Genomic DNA, 14,644 nt, shown 5'->3' with positions numbered 1-14,644 from the left:
CCGGTTCTCCGTGCGGAATTGCACTGCGGGAGGAATCAATTCCAGGAGAAGTGGAAACCGGATCAATCCTCGCCGTCGACGACGCGAAGGCGCAGCGAGCCGGTGCGCGATTCGGCAACGCGCTCAGCGTCCTTCTTCGGTTCCGGTCCGTCGGCATCACTCTCGCCGCCGCCGAATTCCAGCGCCTCGATCTTCTGGCTGCGCTTGCTGATCTTGTCGGATGAGGTGAGGATGAGGTCGATATCCTTGTTGGCCTGGATGAAATGCGTCTGCAGCTTGCGCACGCGATCGTCGAGCCGGCCGACATCCTCCATCAGACGGATCACCTCGCCCTGGATCAGGTGTGCCTGCTCGCGCATGCGCGCATCCTTCAGCACCGCCTGGATGACCTGGATCGACAGCATGAGCAGCGACGGCGAGACGATGACGATGCGCGAGCGGTGCGCCTTTTGCACCAGCGCCTCGAAGTCCTCGTGGATGCCGGCGAAGATCGATTCCGACGGCACGAACATGAAGGCGGTATCCTGGGTCTCGCCGGTTATCAGATATTTGTCGGCGATCGCCCGGATATGCACCTCGATGTCGCGGCGGAAGGACTGTACCGCCTGCTTGTGCGCCTCGGCATTGTCGTTTTCGGCCGCCTGGCGCATGGCATTCCAGGATTCCAGCGGAAACTTGGCGTCGATGACCAGCGACGGGGTGTCGTTCGGCATGCGCACAAGGCAGTCGGGCCGGGTGCCGTTCGACAGCGTTGCCTGGAATTCATAGGCGCCGTGCGGCAGGCCGTCGGCGACGATCGTTTCCATGCGCGACTGGCCGAAGGCACCGCGCGTCTGCTTGTTGGAAAGGATATGCTGCAGCTGCACCACCTGGCCGGCGAGCGACTGGATGTTCGATTGCGCCGTATCGATGACGGCAAGGCGTTCCTGCAGCTTCGTCAGGCTCTCATGGGTCGATTTCGTCTGCTCGCTCATCGTCTGGCCGATGCGGCCGGTCATGGCGTCGAGCCGTTCCGAAATCGACTTGTTGAGCTCGCTCTGGCGCGAGCCGAATACCTCGGCGATCGACGCCATGCGCCCCTGCATCTCGGCCTGCGTGCGCGTGATCTCGGCCATGCGCGCTTCGGCCTCGCGGGCGTGCTCGGCCGCTTCGGCGGCGGCCGCGGCCCGCGCACGCGCCGCGTTGCGCAGGGCCGCGCCGAGCGCGATCAGCAGCAGCACGACGACGGCGGCGCCGAGTGCCAGCACATGGCCGAGCGTGACGGACGTGGCGCCGAGGCGGAAAAGCGGTTCGGACAGGATGGGTGCAAGCGCGTTCATTCGCCAAGCCTATCCGATTCGCACGTGCGACATAAGATCAAAACGAGAACAGATTGCAGCGTCGCCATTGACGGCGTTCGCGCCAGCCACTAACTGAACGCCATGGCCATCAAACCGCTCATCATCCTTCCCGATCCCGTGCTGCGCCAGGTTTCCAAGCCGGTGGAGCGCGTCGACGATTCGGTGCGCAAATTCGCCGACGACATGCTGGAAACCATGTATGACGCGCCGGGCATAGGGCTTGCGGCGATCCAGGTCGGCGAGCCGCTGCGCATGCTGGTGATCGACATCTCGAAGGATGACGAGGATCATGCGCCGCAGGTCTTCATCAATCCGGAGATCGTGGCGAGCTCGGACGAGCGCGCCGTCTACGAGGAGGGCTGCCTGTCGATCCCGGACTATTATGCCGAGGTCGAGCGTCCGGCATCGGTGACCGTGCGCTATCTGGACAGGCAAGGTGCGCAGAAGGAGGTGGCTGCCGACGGCTTGCTCGCCACCTGCCTGCAGCACGAGATCGATCACCTGAATGGAGTCCTGTTCATCGACCATATTTCGCGTCTGAAGCGCGACATGGTGGTCAAGAAGTTCAGGAAGCTCGCCCGCGAAAACGCACCCAGCCGCATGGTGGGGTAGATCCGCCACCTTGTCCAATGCCGCGCGAAGAATTATGATATCACTGATATCAAGATGAGGTGACGTGCGATGGGCGATATGCTGATCCGAAACATTTCCGATGCATTACGCGCCGACATCGAAAACCTTGCCCGCAAGAACGGGCAATCGGTGACCGAGACTGCGCGGGAGATCATGCGCATCGGTGTCGATGCCGCGATGCGCCGCAACGCGGAATTCATCGAGATGCCGCCTGGCCAGAAGTTGCTGTGCCTGGCAAAAGGTGCATCCGAGAGCGACGCGGAATTCGACGAATTCAGGCAGATCATGGACGGGATCCGGCACGGAGCGGACCGTCCGTTGCCTGAATTCAAATGATCGTCCTCGACACCAACATCGTTTCCGAGCCGATGGCCAAACAGCCTGCGGCGCAAGTGCTGGCGTGGCTGGATCGGCAGAGCCCTGCTTCGCTCTATTTGACGGCGCCCGGCATTGCGGAAATGTATGCGGGCGCGCGAGAATTTGTCCGTCGCACCGGTTCCCAGCGCTACCTTGCGCCGCTGGAAAGGATTGTCGAAGCCTATTCGGAACGTATTCTCGATTTCGGCCGCCGAGATGCCGTCCTGTTCGGTCAGGTCGTCGAGCGCCGGAACGCGATAGGTCGCCCCATCCTAACCATGGACACAATGATTGCCGCCATCTGCCTGCGCCATGACGCAACCCTTGCCACGCGCAATATCCGCGATTTCGAAGGGCTTGACCTGAAGCTTGTAAACCCGTTTGAAGCGGATGTCTGAGCGCCTGCCGATCGGGCCGGTTTCGCTGCACACTGGACCCTGAAACGCCATGCCCCTTCGCGTCATCTTCATGGGAACGCCGGATTTTTCCGTTCCGACCCTCAATGCGATTGCCCAAGCGGGCCACGAGATTGCGGCCGTCTACACGCAGCCGCCGCGCGCGGCCGGACGGCGCGGGCTGGAGGTGAAGAAATCGCCGGTCCACGCCGCCGCCGAGGCGTTGGAACTGGATGTGCGCACGCCGGTATCGCTCAAGGGCGAGGCCGAGCAGGCGGCGTTCCGCGCGCTTGGCGCCGACGTCGCCGTTGTGGTCGCCTACGGCCTCCTGCTTCCAGAGCCGATCCTGGAAGGCACGCGGCTCGGCGCCTATAACGGCCATGCCTCCGCGCTGCCGCGCTGGCGCGGCGCGGCGCCCATCCAGCGCGCCGTCATGGCCGGCGACCGCGAAACGGCGATGATGGTCATGAAGATGGAGCAAGGGCTCGACACCGGCCCGGTGGCGCTTTCTCACACGATCGCGATCGGCCCCGACATGACGGCGGGCGAATTGCACGACGCAATGATGCAGGCCGGCGCGGCGTTGATGGTCGAGGCATTGGCGCGGCTGGAACAGGGCGAACTCGACCTTGCTCCGCAGGTCGAAGACGGCGTGACCTATGCGAATAAGATCGACAAGGGCGAAACGCGCATCGATTGGTCGCGCCCGGCGGCCGAGGTCCACAACCATATCCGCGGCCTGTCGCCTTTCCCGGGCGCCTGGTGCGAGGCGACGATTGCCGGCAAGCCGGAACGGATCAAGGTGCTGAGGTCCGTCCTGTCCGATCTACAGGGCGAACCGGGCAGGGTGACCGACGATCATCTTGCGGTTGCCTGCGGCGACGGCGCGGTGCGGCTTGTCGAATTGCAGCGCGCCGGCGGCAAGCCGCTCGAAGTCGCGGATTTTCTGCGCGGAACGCGAATTGCCGCCGGGGACCGGCTCGCGTGAACGACTTCGCCATCAGGCCGGCGCTGGCCGCCGACCGCGACGCGATCTTCCAGGTCGAGGCGGCTGCCTTCGGCCGGCGCGACGAGGCGGAACTGGTCGAGCAAATCGTTGCGGATGGTGACGCGGTGCTGGAACTGGTCGCCCTGGCGGGGGATGTCGTCATCGGTCACATCCTTTTCTCGCGCCTTACGGTCGAAGGAAGCGGTGAACCCTTTGCCGCGGTTGCCCTGGCGCCTCTTGCGGTCGTCCCGGATCATCAGGGCAGGGGCGTGGGCGGCGCGCTCATCGGCGAGGCGCATCGCATTTTGCCGGCATCGGGCGAGCGTTTGAGCATCGTCCTCGGGGACCCTGGCTATTACGGCCGCTTCGGCTATGACCGCGCCCGCGCCACCGGATTTGACAGCTATCAAGGCGATGCGCTGCAGGCGCTGGCCTGGGGCGACGCGCCGACCGAGGGCCGGCTTGTCTATCCGCGCGCCTTCGGCGAATGATGAGCCTCATGCAGCGCTACCGCATCGACATCGAATATGACGGAACGGCCTATTCGGGCTGGCAGCGTCAGGCCGGCCAGCATTCCGTGCAGGCGGCGATCGAGCAGGCGATCCTCGGCTTTTGCGGCGAGGACATCACGTTGCGCGGCGCCGGGCGCACCGATGCCGGCGTCCATGCAACCGGCCAGGTGGCGCATTTCGACCTGGAAAAGGATTGGCCAGGCAAAACGGTGCGCAACGCGATCAATGCCCATCTGCAGATGGCCGGCGAACAGGTCGCAATCCTGCAGGCGGACATGGTTCCAGCCGACTTCGATGCCCGCTTCAGCGCGACGGCGCGGCATTATCTCTACCGCATCGTCAACCGCCGGGCGCCCTTGGCGCTGGAGCGCGAGCGCGCCTGGCAGGTCGCGAGGCCGCTCGATGCGCGGGCCATGCACGATGCCGCGCAAATGCTTGTCGGCCGGCACGACTTCACCACCTTCCGGTCGGTGCAGTGCCAGGCCAAGAGCCCGCTGCGCACGCTCGATCGGCTGGACGTGACCGCGAAGGGCGAGCTGATCGAGATCCGCGCCTCGGCGCGTTCCTTCCTGCACAATCAGGTGCGCTCCATGGTCGGCACCCTGAAGCGGGTCGGCGAAGGCGCATGGGAACCCGAGGACGTGCGCGCCGCGCTTGAGGCGCGCGACCGCAAGGCTTGCGGTCCGGTCGCCCCGCCCGACGGGCTCTACCTGGTGCGCGTCGACTACCCGGGGACCTGACGCGGCAACCCGCCGCTCTCAACAGCCCCGTCCTGCGCCCAGGTCGGCTTCGGCCAATCCTTCGTCACGCCCGGCTGGGCCGGCCGCTCCAGATAGGTCGACAACACCACATAGCTGCGCGTCGCCTTCACCCCTGGCGTATCGTAGAGCCGGGCGAGCAGATGCTCCAGCGCATGGGTGTTTTCCGTGCGCACCTTCAACAGCATGCAGGTGTCGCCGGCGACCGAGTGTATCTCCTCGACCTCCGGGTGCTCCTGGATCGCCATCAGCGCCGGCGTCTTGCCCCAGCCGGTCGTATCGACATGGACGAAGGCGAGGAGCGTCTTGCCGGTCGCTTCCGGGTCGATCAGTGCCGCGACGCGCTTGATGGCGCCAGAGCGCCGCAGCCGCTTGACGCGCTCATGGGCGGCCGGCGGCGAAAGGCCGACGCGCTCGCCCAGTTCGGCATAGCTCGCCGTCGCATCCTCCACCAGAACGCCTAACAGCTTTCGGTCCATGGGATCGAGTTCGCGGGAGTCGGAGCGCTTCCGCCGAACGCCATCTGTTTTTTGATTCATTTGGAAAAACCCTGTTGAAGCGGAATTTCATTCAGTCATTCTGCCAATATGTCGAACATCAGTCAAAGAGTTTCAGGCCGCCTGCCGGTCCGGCCCGCCATCCCGCCTATGGCTTATCTGCTGACCGCCTGCATCGCGGCGATCGGCTCCAACTCGCTGGTTCTCGGTCCGATTGCCCCGGAAGTGGCACGTTCGTACGGCGCCAGCGTGCCCTCCGTCATGTCGGCGGCCGGCGCTTTCGGGCTGGGCACGGCGGCCGGCGCGCTCGCACTCGCCCGCCATATCGATCGGTTCGGCGCCCGGCTCATGCTGCAGGCGGCGTTGCTCGTCCTGGCGGTTGGCTTGATGGCAAGCGCCCTGTCGCCCTCCGTGCCCGCTCTGACGGCGGCCCAGCTTGTCACCGGGCTTGCCGCCGGTGTTGCCCTGCCGGCGATCTATACGCTGGCCGCGGCCATTGCGCCGGCGGGCCGCGAGAGCGAGACGATCGGCGTGGTGCTCACCGGCTGGACGCTGAGCATGGTCGTCGGCGTCTCGCTTTCGGCCGTGCTGGCGGATTATCTCGACTGGCGTGCCGTCTATGGCTTCGTGGCCGCGTTCGCTCTTGCGGCGCTGGCCGCGCTGTTCCGGTCGGACCTGCGCGATCACCCGGCGCCGCATTCGGCGCCAAATCCCTTCGGCGCGCTCAACGTGGCCGGCGTCAAACCGCTTCTGATCGCCTGCGGTGCCTTCATGGCGTCGTTTTACGGCGTCTACGGCTATCTCGGTGACCATCTGAACACCGCACTCGGCCGTCCGGTCAGCGCCAGCGGGCTGGCCACGCTCGCCTATGGCCTGGGATTCGGTTGCGCGGTCTTTCTCGACGGCGCCATCGACCGTCACGGCGCAAAGCGCGTGATGCCGGTGGCCTTTCTGGCCGTGGGGGCGATCTATGCCGTCATGGCGCTGGCCGCCGGCAGCTATCTTCTGCTGGTCGCGGTCGTCTTTGTGTGGGGACTGGCCAATCATTGCGGCCTGAATGCACTCATCATGCGCCTGACGGCACTCGATCCGGCACGCCGTGGTGCCATCATGGGGCTCAACAGCGGCGTAACCTATCTGGCGCTGTTTGCCGGAACGACCGGGTTCGGGCCGCTATATGCAGCATACGGTATTCGCGCTCCGGCTCTCGTGGCCGTGGTGTTGATGCTGCTGGCCGTCTTTGTCGGGCGCTTCGCACAATCGAAGCGCTGAGCCGCCTATTGCGCAGCGATACCGAACATGTCCTGCATCAGGAACTGGATGAACAGGCCGCCGATCACCAGGCCGGCAAGAACGCCGGCGGCAAAGGCCCCGCCTTTTGCCAGAGCGATGTTGAGCAGGCGCCAGGTCAGAAAGATCGTCAGCAGATAGACGACGAGCGACAGGAGCACCGCGATGTCGAGCGCGTCCGGCCACAAGGCGAGAACGATGATCGGCGGCAGTGCGATCCAGACGAGGATCGCCGACGACCAGTTGATCGAAACGACGCAATGGACGATGCGGTCGCCGAAGCCGGCACGCGGACCGATGAGCATCAGGGCGATCAGCGGCAGGACCCATACGCACAGGTCGATCAGCCCCAGCCGCAGCATCAGCGAGAATGTGCCTTCGTCGGGGCCGGACAGGTCGTTGCCGAGCGTGATCCAGCGAAGGAGCAGCGCCGGCAGCGCCAGGACAATGGCGAAGAAGGATGTCCAGAACCCGTCGGCCGAGATATCGAGCAGGCTCAGCCCCTCGTTCCGTCCCATCATCATGCGCCAGACACCGGTGAGATAGCGCTGGATGTCTTCGGCGGGCGGCATGGCGTTCAGCTCCGGGCGAACCAGTCGGCGATGAAGCGCTGGTAGATCTGAGTCAGCGTTTCGAGATCCTCGAGCGCGACGCGCTCGTCGACCATGTGCATGGTCTGGCCGACGAGGCCGAATTCGACCACCGGACAGTAGTCCTTGATGAAGCGCGCGTCCGACGTGCCACCGGATGTCGACAGCGTCGGCCGGTGCCCGGTGACGGCCTCGACCGATGCGCCGAGCACGCCGGTGAGCTGATCGTCGCGCGTCAGGAAGACGGGACTCGGGCGGTCGCGCCAGGCAATCTCGTAGTTGACGGGCTGGTCGCGACCAGGCCTCAAGCGGTCATCGGCGGCGGCGCGCTCGAGCCTGTTCGTGATCTCCGCCTGCAGGGTCTCGGCGGTCCATGTGTCGTTGAAACGCACATTGAAGGCGGCCGTTGCCCTGGCGGGAATGACGTTGACGGCGCTGTTGGCGACATCCATCGTCGTGACTTCGAGATTGGTCGGCTGAAAATTCTCCGTGCCGTCGTCGAAAGGCGGGGTGAGCAGCGCGTCGACGAGCATGACGAGGCCGCGCACCGGATTGTCGGCGAGATGCGGATAGGCGGCATGGCCCTGGACGCCGTTGACGGTGATCGTGCCCGACAGTGAGCCGCGCCGGCCGATCTTGATCATGTCGCCGAGCTTTTGCGGGTTCGTCGGTTCGCCGACGATGGCCGCATCCCAGCTTTCGCCCTTTTTCGCCGCCCATTCGAGCAGCTTCACCGTGCCGTTGATCGACGGGCCTTCCTCGTCGCCGGTGATCAGGAGCGAAATCGAGCCCTCCGGGCGACCATTTTCCGTGACATGACGCGCCACGGCGGCGACGAAGCAGGCTATACCGCCCTTCATGTCGACGGCACCGCGGCCGAACAGGTAGCCGCCGGCGGTCTCGGCGCCAAAGGGCGGGTGGCTCCAATCGGCCGCATCGCCCGGCGGAACAACGTCGGTATGCCCGGCGAACATCAGGTGGCGGCCGTCCCGGCCGAGACGCGCATAGAGATTTTCCACGTCGGCCGTGCCGGCTTCGCTGAAAACCGGGCGCTCGACCGAAAAGCCGAGCGGGGCGAGCATCTCGGCAAGCGCCGCAAGCGCGCCGCCTTCCTCGGGCGTGACGGACGGGCAGCGGATCAGTGTCTTGAGGTTTTCGGCGGGATCGGTCTGCAAGGTCATGGACGGATGGTTATCCGAACCGGCATTGCCTGTCACGTGGGGTTATCGCGCCGGATGTTGGACCAGATTGCCGGATTTTCCCGCTATGCAGGCTCGTTGGTGTGCTCGCCATAGCGGTTGGGGGCCTTGTCGCCGGGAATCAGGCACAGCGCGACGAAGGCGATGTATGAGAGGAACGGCACGAAAAGTGAGAGTGCCAGCGCGCCCGGCTTGTCGAAATCGTGCAGCCGCTTCACGCTGAGCGCGAAGATCGAATAGACGCAGATCACCCCGATGGTGATGAAGGCGAAGGCCCACATGCCGCCTTCCTGGCTTGCCTCCGGCGCCAGGGTGAAGCGGTAGAGCAGGAAGGCGGGGACGAGATTGGCCAGCAGCCCGCCCAACAGATAGGCCGCCCGGCTGATGCGGCCGGACAGTCTGAAAAACAGCCAGGTGTAGTGTTGCAGGTTCAAATCAGTCCCTGAGAAGTTCGTTGATCGAGGTCTTGGAGCGGGTCTTTTCATCGACGCGCTTGACGATGACGGCGCAGTAGAGGCTGGGACCCGGCGTGCCGTCGGGCAGGGCCTTGCCGGGCATCGTTCCGGCGACGACGACCGAATAGGGCGGCACCTCTCCGTAAGAAACCTGACCGGTCGTGCGGTCGACGATCTTGGTCGATTTGCCGATGAAGACGCCCATGCCGAGCACCGATCCCTCGCGCACGATGCACCCCTCGACCACCTCGGACCGCGCGCCGATGAAGCAATTGTCCTCGATGATGGTCGGTCCGGCCTGCATCGGCTCCAGAACGCCGCCGATGCCGACGCCGCCCGAAAGGTGCACGTTCTCGCCGATCTGGGCGCAGGAGCCGACGGTCGCCCAGGTGTCGACCATGGTTCCCTTGCCGACATGGGCGCCGAGATTGACGAAGGACGGCAACAGGACCACGCCCGGTGCGACATAGGCGGAGCGGCGCACCACGCAATTGGGCACGGCGCGGAAGCCCGCCTTCTCGAACGCGTCGGCGTCCCAGCCGTCGAATTTGGAGGGCACCTTGTCCCACCAAGAGGCTTCGCCCGGTCCGCCTTTGACGATCTCCATCGGGTTGAGGCGGAATGACAGAAGAACGGCCTTCTTCAGCCACTGGTTCACCGTCCACTGGCCGTCGCCGCCGCGTTCGGCAACGCGCACTTGGCCACTGTCGAGCAGTTGCAGCGACGCTTCCACCGCGTCGCGCACATCGCCGCGCGTTTCCGTGCTGATGCCGTCACGTTCGTCGAACGCCTTGTCGATCGTCCTTTCAAGCGCCGCGAGGTCGTGATTCGACATGGGATGTGCTCCGTTACACCTGCTGTTGATGGGGGCGCCCTAGCGCGGGCTGGTCAAATTCGCGCGGAACCTATTTCATGGTCTTCAAACGGTCAATCGCGCGCGGTGCCGCGGAAGCACGCGCGCACTGGTGAAAAGAGGATCACATGAGCTCAAGGCGAGATACGAGTTGGACGCCCCTGCCGCATTCGGACGAGGATCGGCAGCGCGCGCGCAGCGTGCCCGACACCGAGCAGACGCGCGCCCCGGCCTACCGGCTGGCCTGGGACGACGAGGACTTCCTGACGCGTCGCGAGCTGCGGCCGGTGCGCCTGCAACTGGAACTGCTCAAACCGGAAATGATTCTGGCTGAACGCGGCATCCGCTCCACCGTCATCCTGTTCGGCGGGTCGCGCATTCCCGAGCCGGATACCGAGGCATGGGCGGCCAAGAACGAGGTCCAGAAGAAGAATCTCGAAGCCAACAGCCGCTATTACGACGAGGCGCGCGAATTCGCCCGCATCTGCTCGCAGCATTCCGCCACGTCCTATCACCGCGAATTCGTCGTCGTCACCGGCGGCGGTCCGGGCGTCATGGAGGCGGGCAACCGCGGCGCCGCCGATGTCGGCGCGCCGTCGATCGGCCTCAACATCGTCCTGCCGCACGAGCAGGCGCCCAACCGCTTTGTGACGCCGGAACTGTGCTTCAATTTCCACTATTTCGCCATTCGCAAGATGCATTTCATGATGCGCGCCAAGGCGGTGGCCATCTTTCCCGGCGGCTTCGGCACGATGGACGAACTGTTCGAGACGCTGACGCTTATTCAGACGGGGCGCATGGAGCATGTGCCGGTGATCCTGTTCGGCCGCGAATTCTGGAACCGCGCCGTCGATATCGACTTTCTGGCCGAGCAGGGCACGATTTCGCCCGCCGATCCGGAACTGATCACCATTGTCGACACCGCGGACGAAGCCTGGGCCGAGATCGAGCGCTTCTACAAGGACGGGCCACGCGGACGCCGTGGCGGCGTGGACGAGTGATCTTGCCGCACCGCCGGCGGCTGGCGGGGCTGGCGCGCCGCGTGTAGAAGTCGTCGCATGAGCCCATCGACACAACGATCCTGTTTCCTGGCGAGACTGAGGCGCGACCGCGCCCTGTTCGCGCTTGTCGGCATGATCGTCATGCTGGCCGGATTGCTGCAGCCATTTGCCGAGGCGCGGGCTGCGGGTTCGGACAATGCCTGGGTCATCTGCACCACATTCGGTGTCGTCAAGGCCGATCCGGCCGGTGATGCCGAGCCGCTCGCCGGTGCGGCCGACGACTGTCCCTTGTGCATCGCCGGCCATCATTGCGGATCCGTGCCCCTGCGAACGGCCGTACCGGCGGCGGGGATCGCGTGGGAGCCGCTGCTCCTGCCGGCGTTCCTGTCGTGGCGCCGGCGCAGCGCACCCGTCCTCCACGCGCCCTTGGGCGCACCGCCTCCGGCGATCCGCGCACCGCCCGTCCAGCTCTGATTCGGCAAGCTGCCGCCCAATGGGCGGCGACGACTGAAATCGGACGCTGAAAGGATCAATCACATGCGCCGACATCTTCTTGAACTTGCCGCGGCGAGCGCGCTGACGGCATTCTCCATTGCAACCGCCTTCGCCCATGCCAGCCTCGAGACGCCGACGGCTCCGGCGGGCAGCTACAAGGCCGTGATGCGCATTCCCCATGGCTGCGATGGCCAGGCCACTCACACGGTTCGCATCGATATTCCGGAGGGCTTTGTCGGGGTGAAGCCGATGCCCAAGTCCGGCTGGACGATCGACATCGAAAAGGGCGACTATGCCCGCAGCTACGACCTGCATGGCGAACGGGTTTCCTCCGGGGTCAAGGCGGTCATCTGGTCCGGCGGCGCGTTGCCCGACCAGCATTACGACGAGTTCGTCGTGCGCGGCACGCTGGCAGGGGTCGAAAAGGGCCAAAAGCTCTATTTCGACACGCTGCAGCGTTGCGCCGGCGCCGAAGTCGCCTGGACCGGGCATCCGGCCGACGGCCAGGACCCGCATTCGCTCGACCATCCGGCTCCGATGGTGACGATCGCCGAGAGGACGGCGGATGGCCACGGCCACGCGCATGGCGCTGCTGCGGACGACATGCCCGTCGTCGCGGGCGACCTGGAGATATCGGCCGCATGGGCCAAGGCGATGCTGCCGGGCCAGCCGGCCGGCGGCGGCTATCTGACCATCACCAATACGGGCGATGAGCCGGACCGCTTGACCGCTGTGACCTCTCCGGCGGCCGGCGCGGTCGAGGTGCACAAGATGGAGGTCGTCGACGACGTCATGACCATGCGGCCCGTCGACGGCGGGCTGGAAATCCCGGCCGGCGGCACGGTGGAGCTCAAGCCCGGCGGCATGCACCTGATGTTCATGCAGGTCGCCGAGCCGTTCCGGGATGGCGGCAGGGTTCCCGTCACGCTCGACTTCGAAAAGGCCGGCAAGGTCGAGCTGACCTTGCCTGTCACCAGGGCCGGCGGAGCGATGGACCATTCCAGCCACTGAATGGGAGCCGGGCGGATGATCGCATAAGCCCCCTCCACCGCGCGAAGCGTGGTGGAGGGGGAATGCGCCTTGCCTGCCCGCGTGTCAGGCCGATGACGGGTTTCCGCCCGCCGCCGGCTTGATCGCCCCCAGGAAGCCGGCGAGATCGTCGGTCACGTAGTCGACATCGTCCTCGAATTCGGGGTCGCGCTCCCAGATTTCCGAAAAGGTCGGCTCGAAATTGCGCGGCACGATCAGAACCGTCGTCATGCCGAGCGCCTTGGGCACGGCGAGATTGCGCGCCAGGTCCTCGAGCATCACCGCATTCGGTCCGGCCACGCGGTGCAGCGCGGTGAATTTGTCATAGGTCTCTCGCGCCGGCTTGGGCACGAGACCGGCGGCCACAATGTCGAATATATCGTCGAAATGGTCGAGAATACCGAGCTGGCCGGCCGTGCGCTCGGCATGGCCACGGTCACCATTGGTGAAGATGAACTTGCGCCCCGGCAGGGTGCGGATCGCTGCGCCGAGGTCCGGATCGGGCGCCAGGTGCGAATAGTCGATGTCGTGCACCTTCTGCAGGAAATCGTCCGGATCGATGCCGTAGCGGGTCATCAGCCCGTTCAGCGTCGTGCCGTAGTCCTTGTAGAGCTCCTTCTGCAGCCGGCGCGCCTCATCGCGCGGCAATTGCAGCAGCTTCGAGACATAGGCTGTCATCTTCACGTCGATCTGGGCAAACAGGTTCGAGTGATGCGGATAGAGCGTGTTGTCGAGGTCGAACACCCAGTCGGTGACGGCGGCGAATCGTGAGGGATCGGGCAGAACTGTCATACCTGCTTGTCGCGCCGTATGGCGGCGACTGCAAGGGACGGATCTGCTCGTGATCGAAATCGGCGTGCCGTCCGCCCGGCTTCCGCGCCATCCGGTAACCAGGCCGCACTGCGCCGCTGACCCATTGCCACGCGGTGGCCGATGTGGATAAGGGGCGTTGAGATCGGGGACAGGCATGGAATTGTGGATCGCAATCACCGTCGCCGCGGCATTCCTGCAGAATGTGCGTTCGGCGATGCAGAAGCACCTCAAGGGGGTCATGGGCACGACGGGCGCCACCTTCGTGCGCTTCGGCTTCGGTGTGCCCTTTGCGCTGGCCTTCGTCTTCGGCCTCAATCGGATCGCCGGCTACGAACTGCCGCCGGTCAACGCGGCCTTCCTGGCCTGGATGATCGTCGGCGGGCTCGGCCAGATCGCGGCGACCTTCCTGCTCGTCTACCTGTTCTCGTTTCGCAATTTCGCCGTCGGAACGGCCTATTCGCGCACCGAGCCGGCACAGGCCGCGCTCTTCGGCCTCATCTTTCTGGGCGAGAAGGTGACTGCCGGCGTGCTGGCGGCGATCGCCGTCAGCGTCTTCGGCGTCATGCTGATCTCGGTCGCCCACACGCAGCTTAGCTGGCGTTCGCTGTTCTCCTCGCTGATCAGCCGCAACGCGCTGATCGGCCTCGCATCGGGCACGCTGTTCGGCGTCGCCGCGGTCGCATACCGCGCCGCCTCCCTGGCGCTGGGCGGGCCGAATTTCATGATGCAGGCGGCCGTCACGCTGGCCTGCGTCATCGTCTTCCAGACGCTGGTCATGGGTGTCTGGATGGTCTGGAAGGATCGCGCCGAGATCGGCCGCATCGCGGGCGCCTGGAAGCCGTCGCTCGTCGTCGGGCTGGCCGGCGCCTGCGCTTCGTTCGGCTGGTTCATGGCCATGACCTTGCAGCAGGCGGCGATCGTCAAGGCGCTGGCGCAGGTCGAGATGATCTTCACCTTCGCCTCATCGGTCTTCTTCTTTCGCGAGAAGATCAACGCCATGGAGGTGGCCGGCTGCCTGCTGATCGTCGGCGGTATCCTGATGCTGCTCATTGTGGGGTGAGGCGCTGCAGGGCCTCATCGCCGAAACTGCGCATTGCGTCACGCAGCGTCCGGCATATGCGGCTTCACCGTCATGTCGAGCCCAAGGGCGCGCGCAACCTTCAAGATCGTCGCGAATTCCGGTCGCCCTTCGCCGCTCAACGCCTTGTAAAGCGACGTGCGGCTCATCCCCGTTTCCTCGGCCAGACGGCTCATGCTCCGGGCTCTGGCGACGGTGCCCAGGGCCTTGAGTATGAAGGCCGGGTCATTCGTCGCGAAAGCCTCCTCAAGATAGGCGGCGATCGCTTCATCGTCTTCGAGAAACTCTGCGCTGTCGTAGGGCGCACTTTCGAACGTCATGGCTCCGACTCCTTCCATTCGCGCGCGGAGCTTTCTCATCC

At 65.2% G+C, this 14,644-nt stretch carries 19 protein-coding genes; 11 read left to right on the top strand and 8 right to left on the bottom strand.

From position 1 onward, the window contains the following. Positions 1 to 62: 62 nt before the first annotated feature. Positions 63 to 1,319: a DNA recombination protein RmuC gene (locus tag GM909_RS15805; RefSeq protein ID WP_157017511.1), complete on the bottom strand. Its 1,257-nt coding sequence runs from the start codon at positions 1,317 to 1,319 to the stop codon at positions 63 to 65. A 102-nt stretch (positions 1,320 to 1,421) separates the two neighbouring features. On the opposite strand from GM909_RS15805, the gene def reads away from it, so the two are divergent. From def to truA, 6 genes are all read left to right on the top strand, one after another. After that, positions 1,422 to 1,952 (top strand): peptide deformylase, encoded by a 531-nt coding sequence (gene def / locus GM909_RS15800; RefSeq protein ID WP_157017509.1) that lies wholly within the window; start codon positions 1,422 to 1,424, stop codon positions 1,950 to 1,952. Between the two features lie 69 nt (positions 1,953 to 2,021). Beyond that, positions 2,022 to 2,309 carry a hypothetical protein gene (locus tag GM909_RS15795; protein ID WP_157017507.1) on the top strand — a complete coding sequence of 96 codons (288 nt, stop codon included), beginning with the start codon at positions 2,022 to 2,024 and terminating at the stop codon, positions 2,307 to 2,309. Next, positions 2,306 to 2,728 carry a type II toxin-antitoxin system VapC family toxin gene (locus GM909_RS15790; protein ID WP_157017505.1) on the top strand — a complete coding sequence of 141 codons (423 nt, stop codon included), beginning with the start codon at positions 2,306 to 2,308 and terminating at the stop codon, positions 2,726 to 2,728. Before GM909_RS15795 ends, GM909_RS15790 begins: the two co-directional genes overlap by 4 nt. A 49-nt stretch (positions 2,729 to 2,777) precedes the next feature. After that, positions 2,778 to 3,713 (top strand): methionyl-tRNA formyltransferase, encoded by a 936-nt coding sequence (fmt, locus tag GM909_RS15785; protein ID WP_157017503.1) that lies wholly within the window; start codon positions 2,778 to 2,780, stop codon positions 3,711 to 3,713. Then, positions 3,710 to 4,204 (top strand): GNAT family N-acetyltransferase, encoded by a 495-nt coding sequence (locus GM909_RS15780; protein ID WP_157017501.1) that lies wholly within the window; start codon positions 3,710 to 3,712, stop codon positions 4,202 to 4,204. The genes fmt and GM909_RS15780 overlap by 4 nt, the downstream gene beginning before the upstream one ends. An 8-nt stretch (positions 4,205 to 4,212) precedes the next feature. After that, entirely contained in the window at positions 4,213 to 4,965 is a 753-nt protein-coding gene (truA, locus tag GM909_RS15775) for a tRNA pseudouridine(38-40) synthase TruA (RefSeq protein ID WP_157017499.1), read from the top strand. Here the strand turns inward: truA and GM909_RS15770 are convergent. Then, positions 4,950 to 5,522: an Lrp/AsnC family transcriptional regulator gene (locus tag GM909_RS15770; RefSeq protein ID WP_157017497.1), complete on the bottom strand. Its 573-nt coding sequence runs from the start codon at positions 5,520 to 5,522 to the stop codon at positions 4,950 to 4,952. The genes truA and GM909_RS15770 overlap by 16 nt on opposite strands. 48 nt (positions 5,523 to 5,570) lie before the next feature. Between GM909_RS15770 and GM909_RS15765 the strand changes: the two genes are divergently transcribed. Further along, positions 5,571 to 6,752: an MFS transporter gene (locus GM909_RS15765; protein ID WP_157017495.1), complete on the top strand. Its 1,182-nt coding sequence runs from the start codon at positions 5,571 to 5,573 to the stop codon at positions 6,750 to 6,752. Between the two features lie 5 nt (positions 6,753 to 6,757). Here GM909_RS15765 and GM909_RS15760 read toward each other — a convergent pair whose 3' ends face one another. The 4 genes from GM909_RS15760 to dapD form a co-directional block, all read right to left on the bottom strand. Further along, positions 6,758 to 7,342, bottom strand: a complete 585-nt coding sequence (locus tag GM909_RS15760) for a transporter (RefSeq protein ID WP_157017493.1) — start codon at positions 7,340 to 7,342, stop codon at positions 6,758 to 6,760. Positions 7,343 to 7,347: 5 nt separating this feature from the next. Further along, on the bottom strand, positions 7,348 to 8,541 hold the full coding sequence (gene dapE, locus GM909_RS15755; RefSeq protein ID WP_157017491.1) for a succinyl-diaminopimelate desuccinylase: 1,194 nt from the start codon (positions 8,539 to 8,541) through the stop codon (positions 7,348 to 7,350). An 83-nt stretch (positions 8,542 to 8,624) separates the two neighbouring features. After that, entirely contained in the window at positions 8,625 to 8,993 is a 369-nt protein-coding gene (locus GM909_RS15750; RefSeq protein WP_235911931.1) for a DUF805 domain-containing protein, read from the bottom strand. A 1-nt stretch (position 8,994) separates the two neighbouring features. Beyond that, on the bottom strand, positions 8,995 to 9,849 hold the full coding sequence (dapD, locus tag GM909_RS15745; protein ID WP_157017488.1) for a 2,3,4,5-tetrahydropyridine-2,6-dicarboxylate N-succinyltransferase: 855 nt from the start codon (positions 9,847 to 9,849) through the stop codon (positions 8,995 to 8,997). Between the two features lie 146 nt (positions 9,850 to 9,995). On the opposite strand from dapD, the gene GM909_RS15740 reads away from it, so the two are divergent. Genes GM909_RS15740 through GM909_RS15730 form a run of 3 tightly spaced genes read left to right on the top strand, consistent with a single transcriptional unit; the run spans position 9,996 to position 12,374 of the window. Further along, positions 9,996 to 10,868: an LOG family protein gene (locus GM909_RS15740; protein WP_157017487.1), complete on the top strand. Its 873-nt coding sequence runs from the start codon at positions 9,996 to 9,998 to the stop codon at positions 10,866 to 10,868. A gap of 57 nt (positions 10,869 to 10,925) precedes the next feature. After that, positions 10,926 to 11,342, top strand: coding sequence for a hypothetical protein (locus GM909_RS15735; RefSeq protein WP_157017486.1), 417 nt, complete (start codon positions 10,926 to 10,928; stop codon positions 11,340 to 11,342). A gap of 54 nt (positions 11,343 to 11,396) precedes the next feature. Then, positions 11,397 to 12,374 carry a copper chaperone PCu(A)C gene (locus GM909_RS15730; protein ID WP_407941306.1) on the top strand — a complete coding sequence of 326 codons (978 nt, stop codon included), beginning with the start codon at positions 11,397 to 11,399 and terminating at the stop codon, positions 12,372 to 12,374. Positions 12,375 to 12,458: 84 nt separating this feature from the next. Here GM909_RS15730 and GM909_RS15725 read toward each other — a convergent pair whose 3' ends face one another. Then, a complete protein-coding gene (locus GM909_RS15725; RefSeq protein ID WP_157017484.1) occupies positions 12,459 to 13,184 on the bottom strand; it encodes a pyrimidine 5'-nucleotidase in 726 nt (241 codons plus the stop codon). Between the two features lie 175 nt (positions 13,185 to 13,359). Here GM909_RS15725 and GM909_RS15720 point away from each other — a divergent pair, with 175 nt between their 5' ends. After that, positions 13,360 to 14,265, top strand: coding sequence for a DMT family transporter (locus GM909_RS15720; protein WP_157017483.1), 906 nt, complete (start codon positions 13,360 to 13,362; stop codon positions 14,263 to 14,265). Positions 14,266 to 14,303: 38 nt separating this feature from the next. On the opposite strand, the gene GM909_RS15715 is transcribed toward GM909_RS15720, so the two are convergent. Next, positions 14,304 to 14,603 carry an addiction module antidote protein gene (locus GM909_RS15715; RefSeq protein WP_157017481.1) on the bottom strand — a complete coding sequence of 100 codons (300 nt, stop codon included), beginning with the start codon at positions 14,601 to 14,603 and terminating at the stop codon, positions 14,304 to 14,306. Positions 14,604 to 14,644: the final 41 nt, after the last annotated feature.

It is taken from the genome of Mesorhizobium xinjiangense, from assembly GCF_009749525.1.
In the GTDB taxonomy this organism is placed as follows: Bacteria; Pseudomonadota; Alphaproteobacteria; order Rhizobiales; family Rhizobiaceae; genus Mangrovimarina; species Mangrovimarina xinjiangensis.
Note: the sequence above shows the minus strand (reverse complement) of the source record. Positions and strands in the feature narration are given on the sequence as shown.

Bases quoted from the DNA above. Each gene is read 5' to 3' on its own strand.
- GM909_RS15805 (WP_157017511.1), bottom strand. From the start codon at position 1,319: ATGAACGCGCTTGCACCCATCCTGTCCGAACCGCTTTTCCGCCTCGGC.
- def (WP_157017509.1), top strand. From the start codon at position 1,422: ATGGCCATCAAACCGCTCATCATCCTTCCCGATCCCGTGCTGCGCCAG.
- GM909_RS15795 (WP_157017507.1), top strand. From the start codon at position 2,022: ATGGGCGATATGCTGATCCGAAACATTTCCGATGCATTACGCGCCGAC.
- GM909_RS15790 (WP_157017505.1), top strand. From the start codon at position 2,306: ATGATCGTCCTCGACACCAACATCGTTTCCGAGCCGATGGCCAAACAG.
- fmt (WP_157017503.1), top strand. From the start codon at position 2,778: ATGCCCCTTCGCGTCATCTTCATGGGAACGCCGGATTTTTCCGTTCCG.
- truA (WP_157017499.1), top strand. From the start codon at position 4,213: ATGCAGCGCTACCGCATCGACATCGAATATGACGGAACGGCCTATTCG.
- GM909_RS15770 (WP_157017497.1), bottom strand. From the start codon at position 5,522: ATGAATCAAAAAACAGATGGCGTTCGGCGGAAGCGCTCCGACTCCCGC.
- GM909_RS15765 (WP_157017495.1), top strand. From the start codon at position 5,571: ATGTCGAACATCAGTCAAAGAGTTTCAGGCCGCCTGCCGGTCCGGCCC.
- GM909_RS15760 (WP_157017493.1), bottom strand. From the start codon at position 7,342: ATGCCGCCCGCCGAAGACATCCAGCGCTATCTCACCGGTGTCTGGCGC.
- dapE (WP_157017491.1), bottom strand. From the start codon at position 8,541: ATGACCTTGCAGACCGATCCCGCCGAAAACCTCAAGACACTGATCCGC.
- dapD (WP_157017488.1), bottom strand. From the start codon at position 9,849: ATGTCGAATCACGACCTCGCGGCGCTTGAAAGGACGATCGACAAGGCG.
- GM909_RS15740 (WP_157017487.1), top strand. From the start codon at position 9,996: ATGAGCTCAAGGCGAGATACGAGTTGGACGCCCCTGCCGCATTCGGAC.
- GM909_RS15735 (WP_157017486.1), top strand. From the start codon at position 10,926: ATGAGCCCATCGACACAACGATCCTGTTTCCTGGCGAGACTGAGGCGC.
- GM909_RS15725 (WP_157017484.1), bottom strand. From the start codon at position 13,184: ATGACAGTTCTGCCCGATCCCTCACGATTCGCCGCCGTCACCGACTGG.
- GM909_RS15720 (WP_157017483.1), top strand. From the start codon at position 13,360: ATGGAATTGTGGATCGCAATCACCGTCGCCGCGGCATTCCTGCAGAAT.
- GM909_RS15715 (WP_157017481.1), bottom strand. From the start codon at position 14,603: ATGACGTTCGAAAGTGCGCCCTACGACAGCGCAGAGTTTCTCGAAGAC.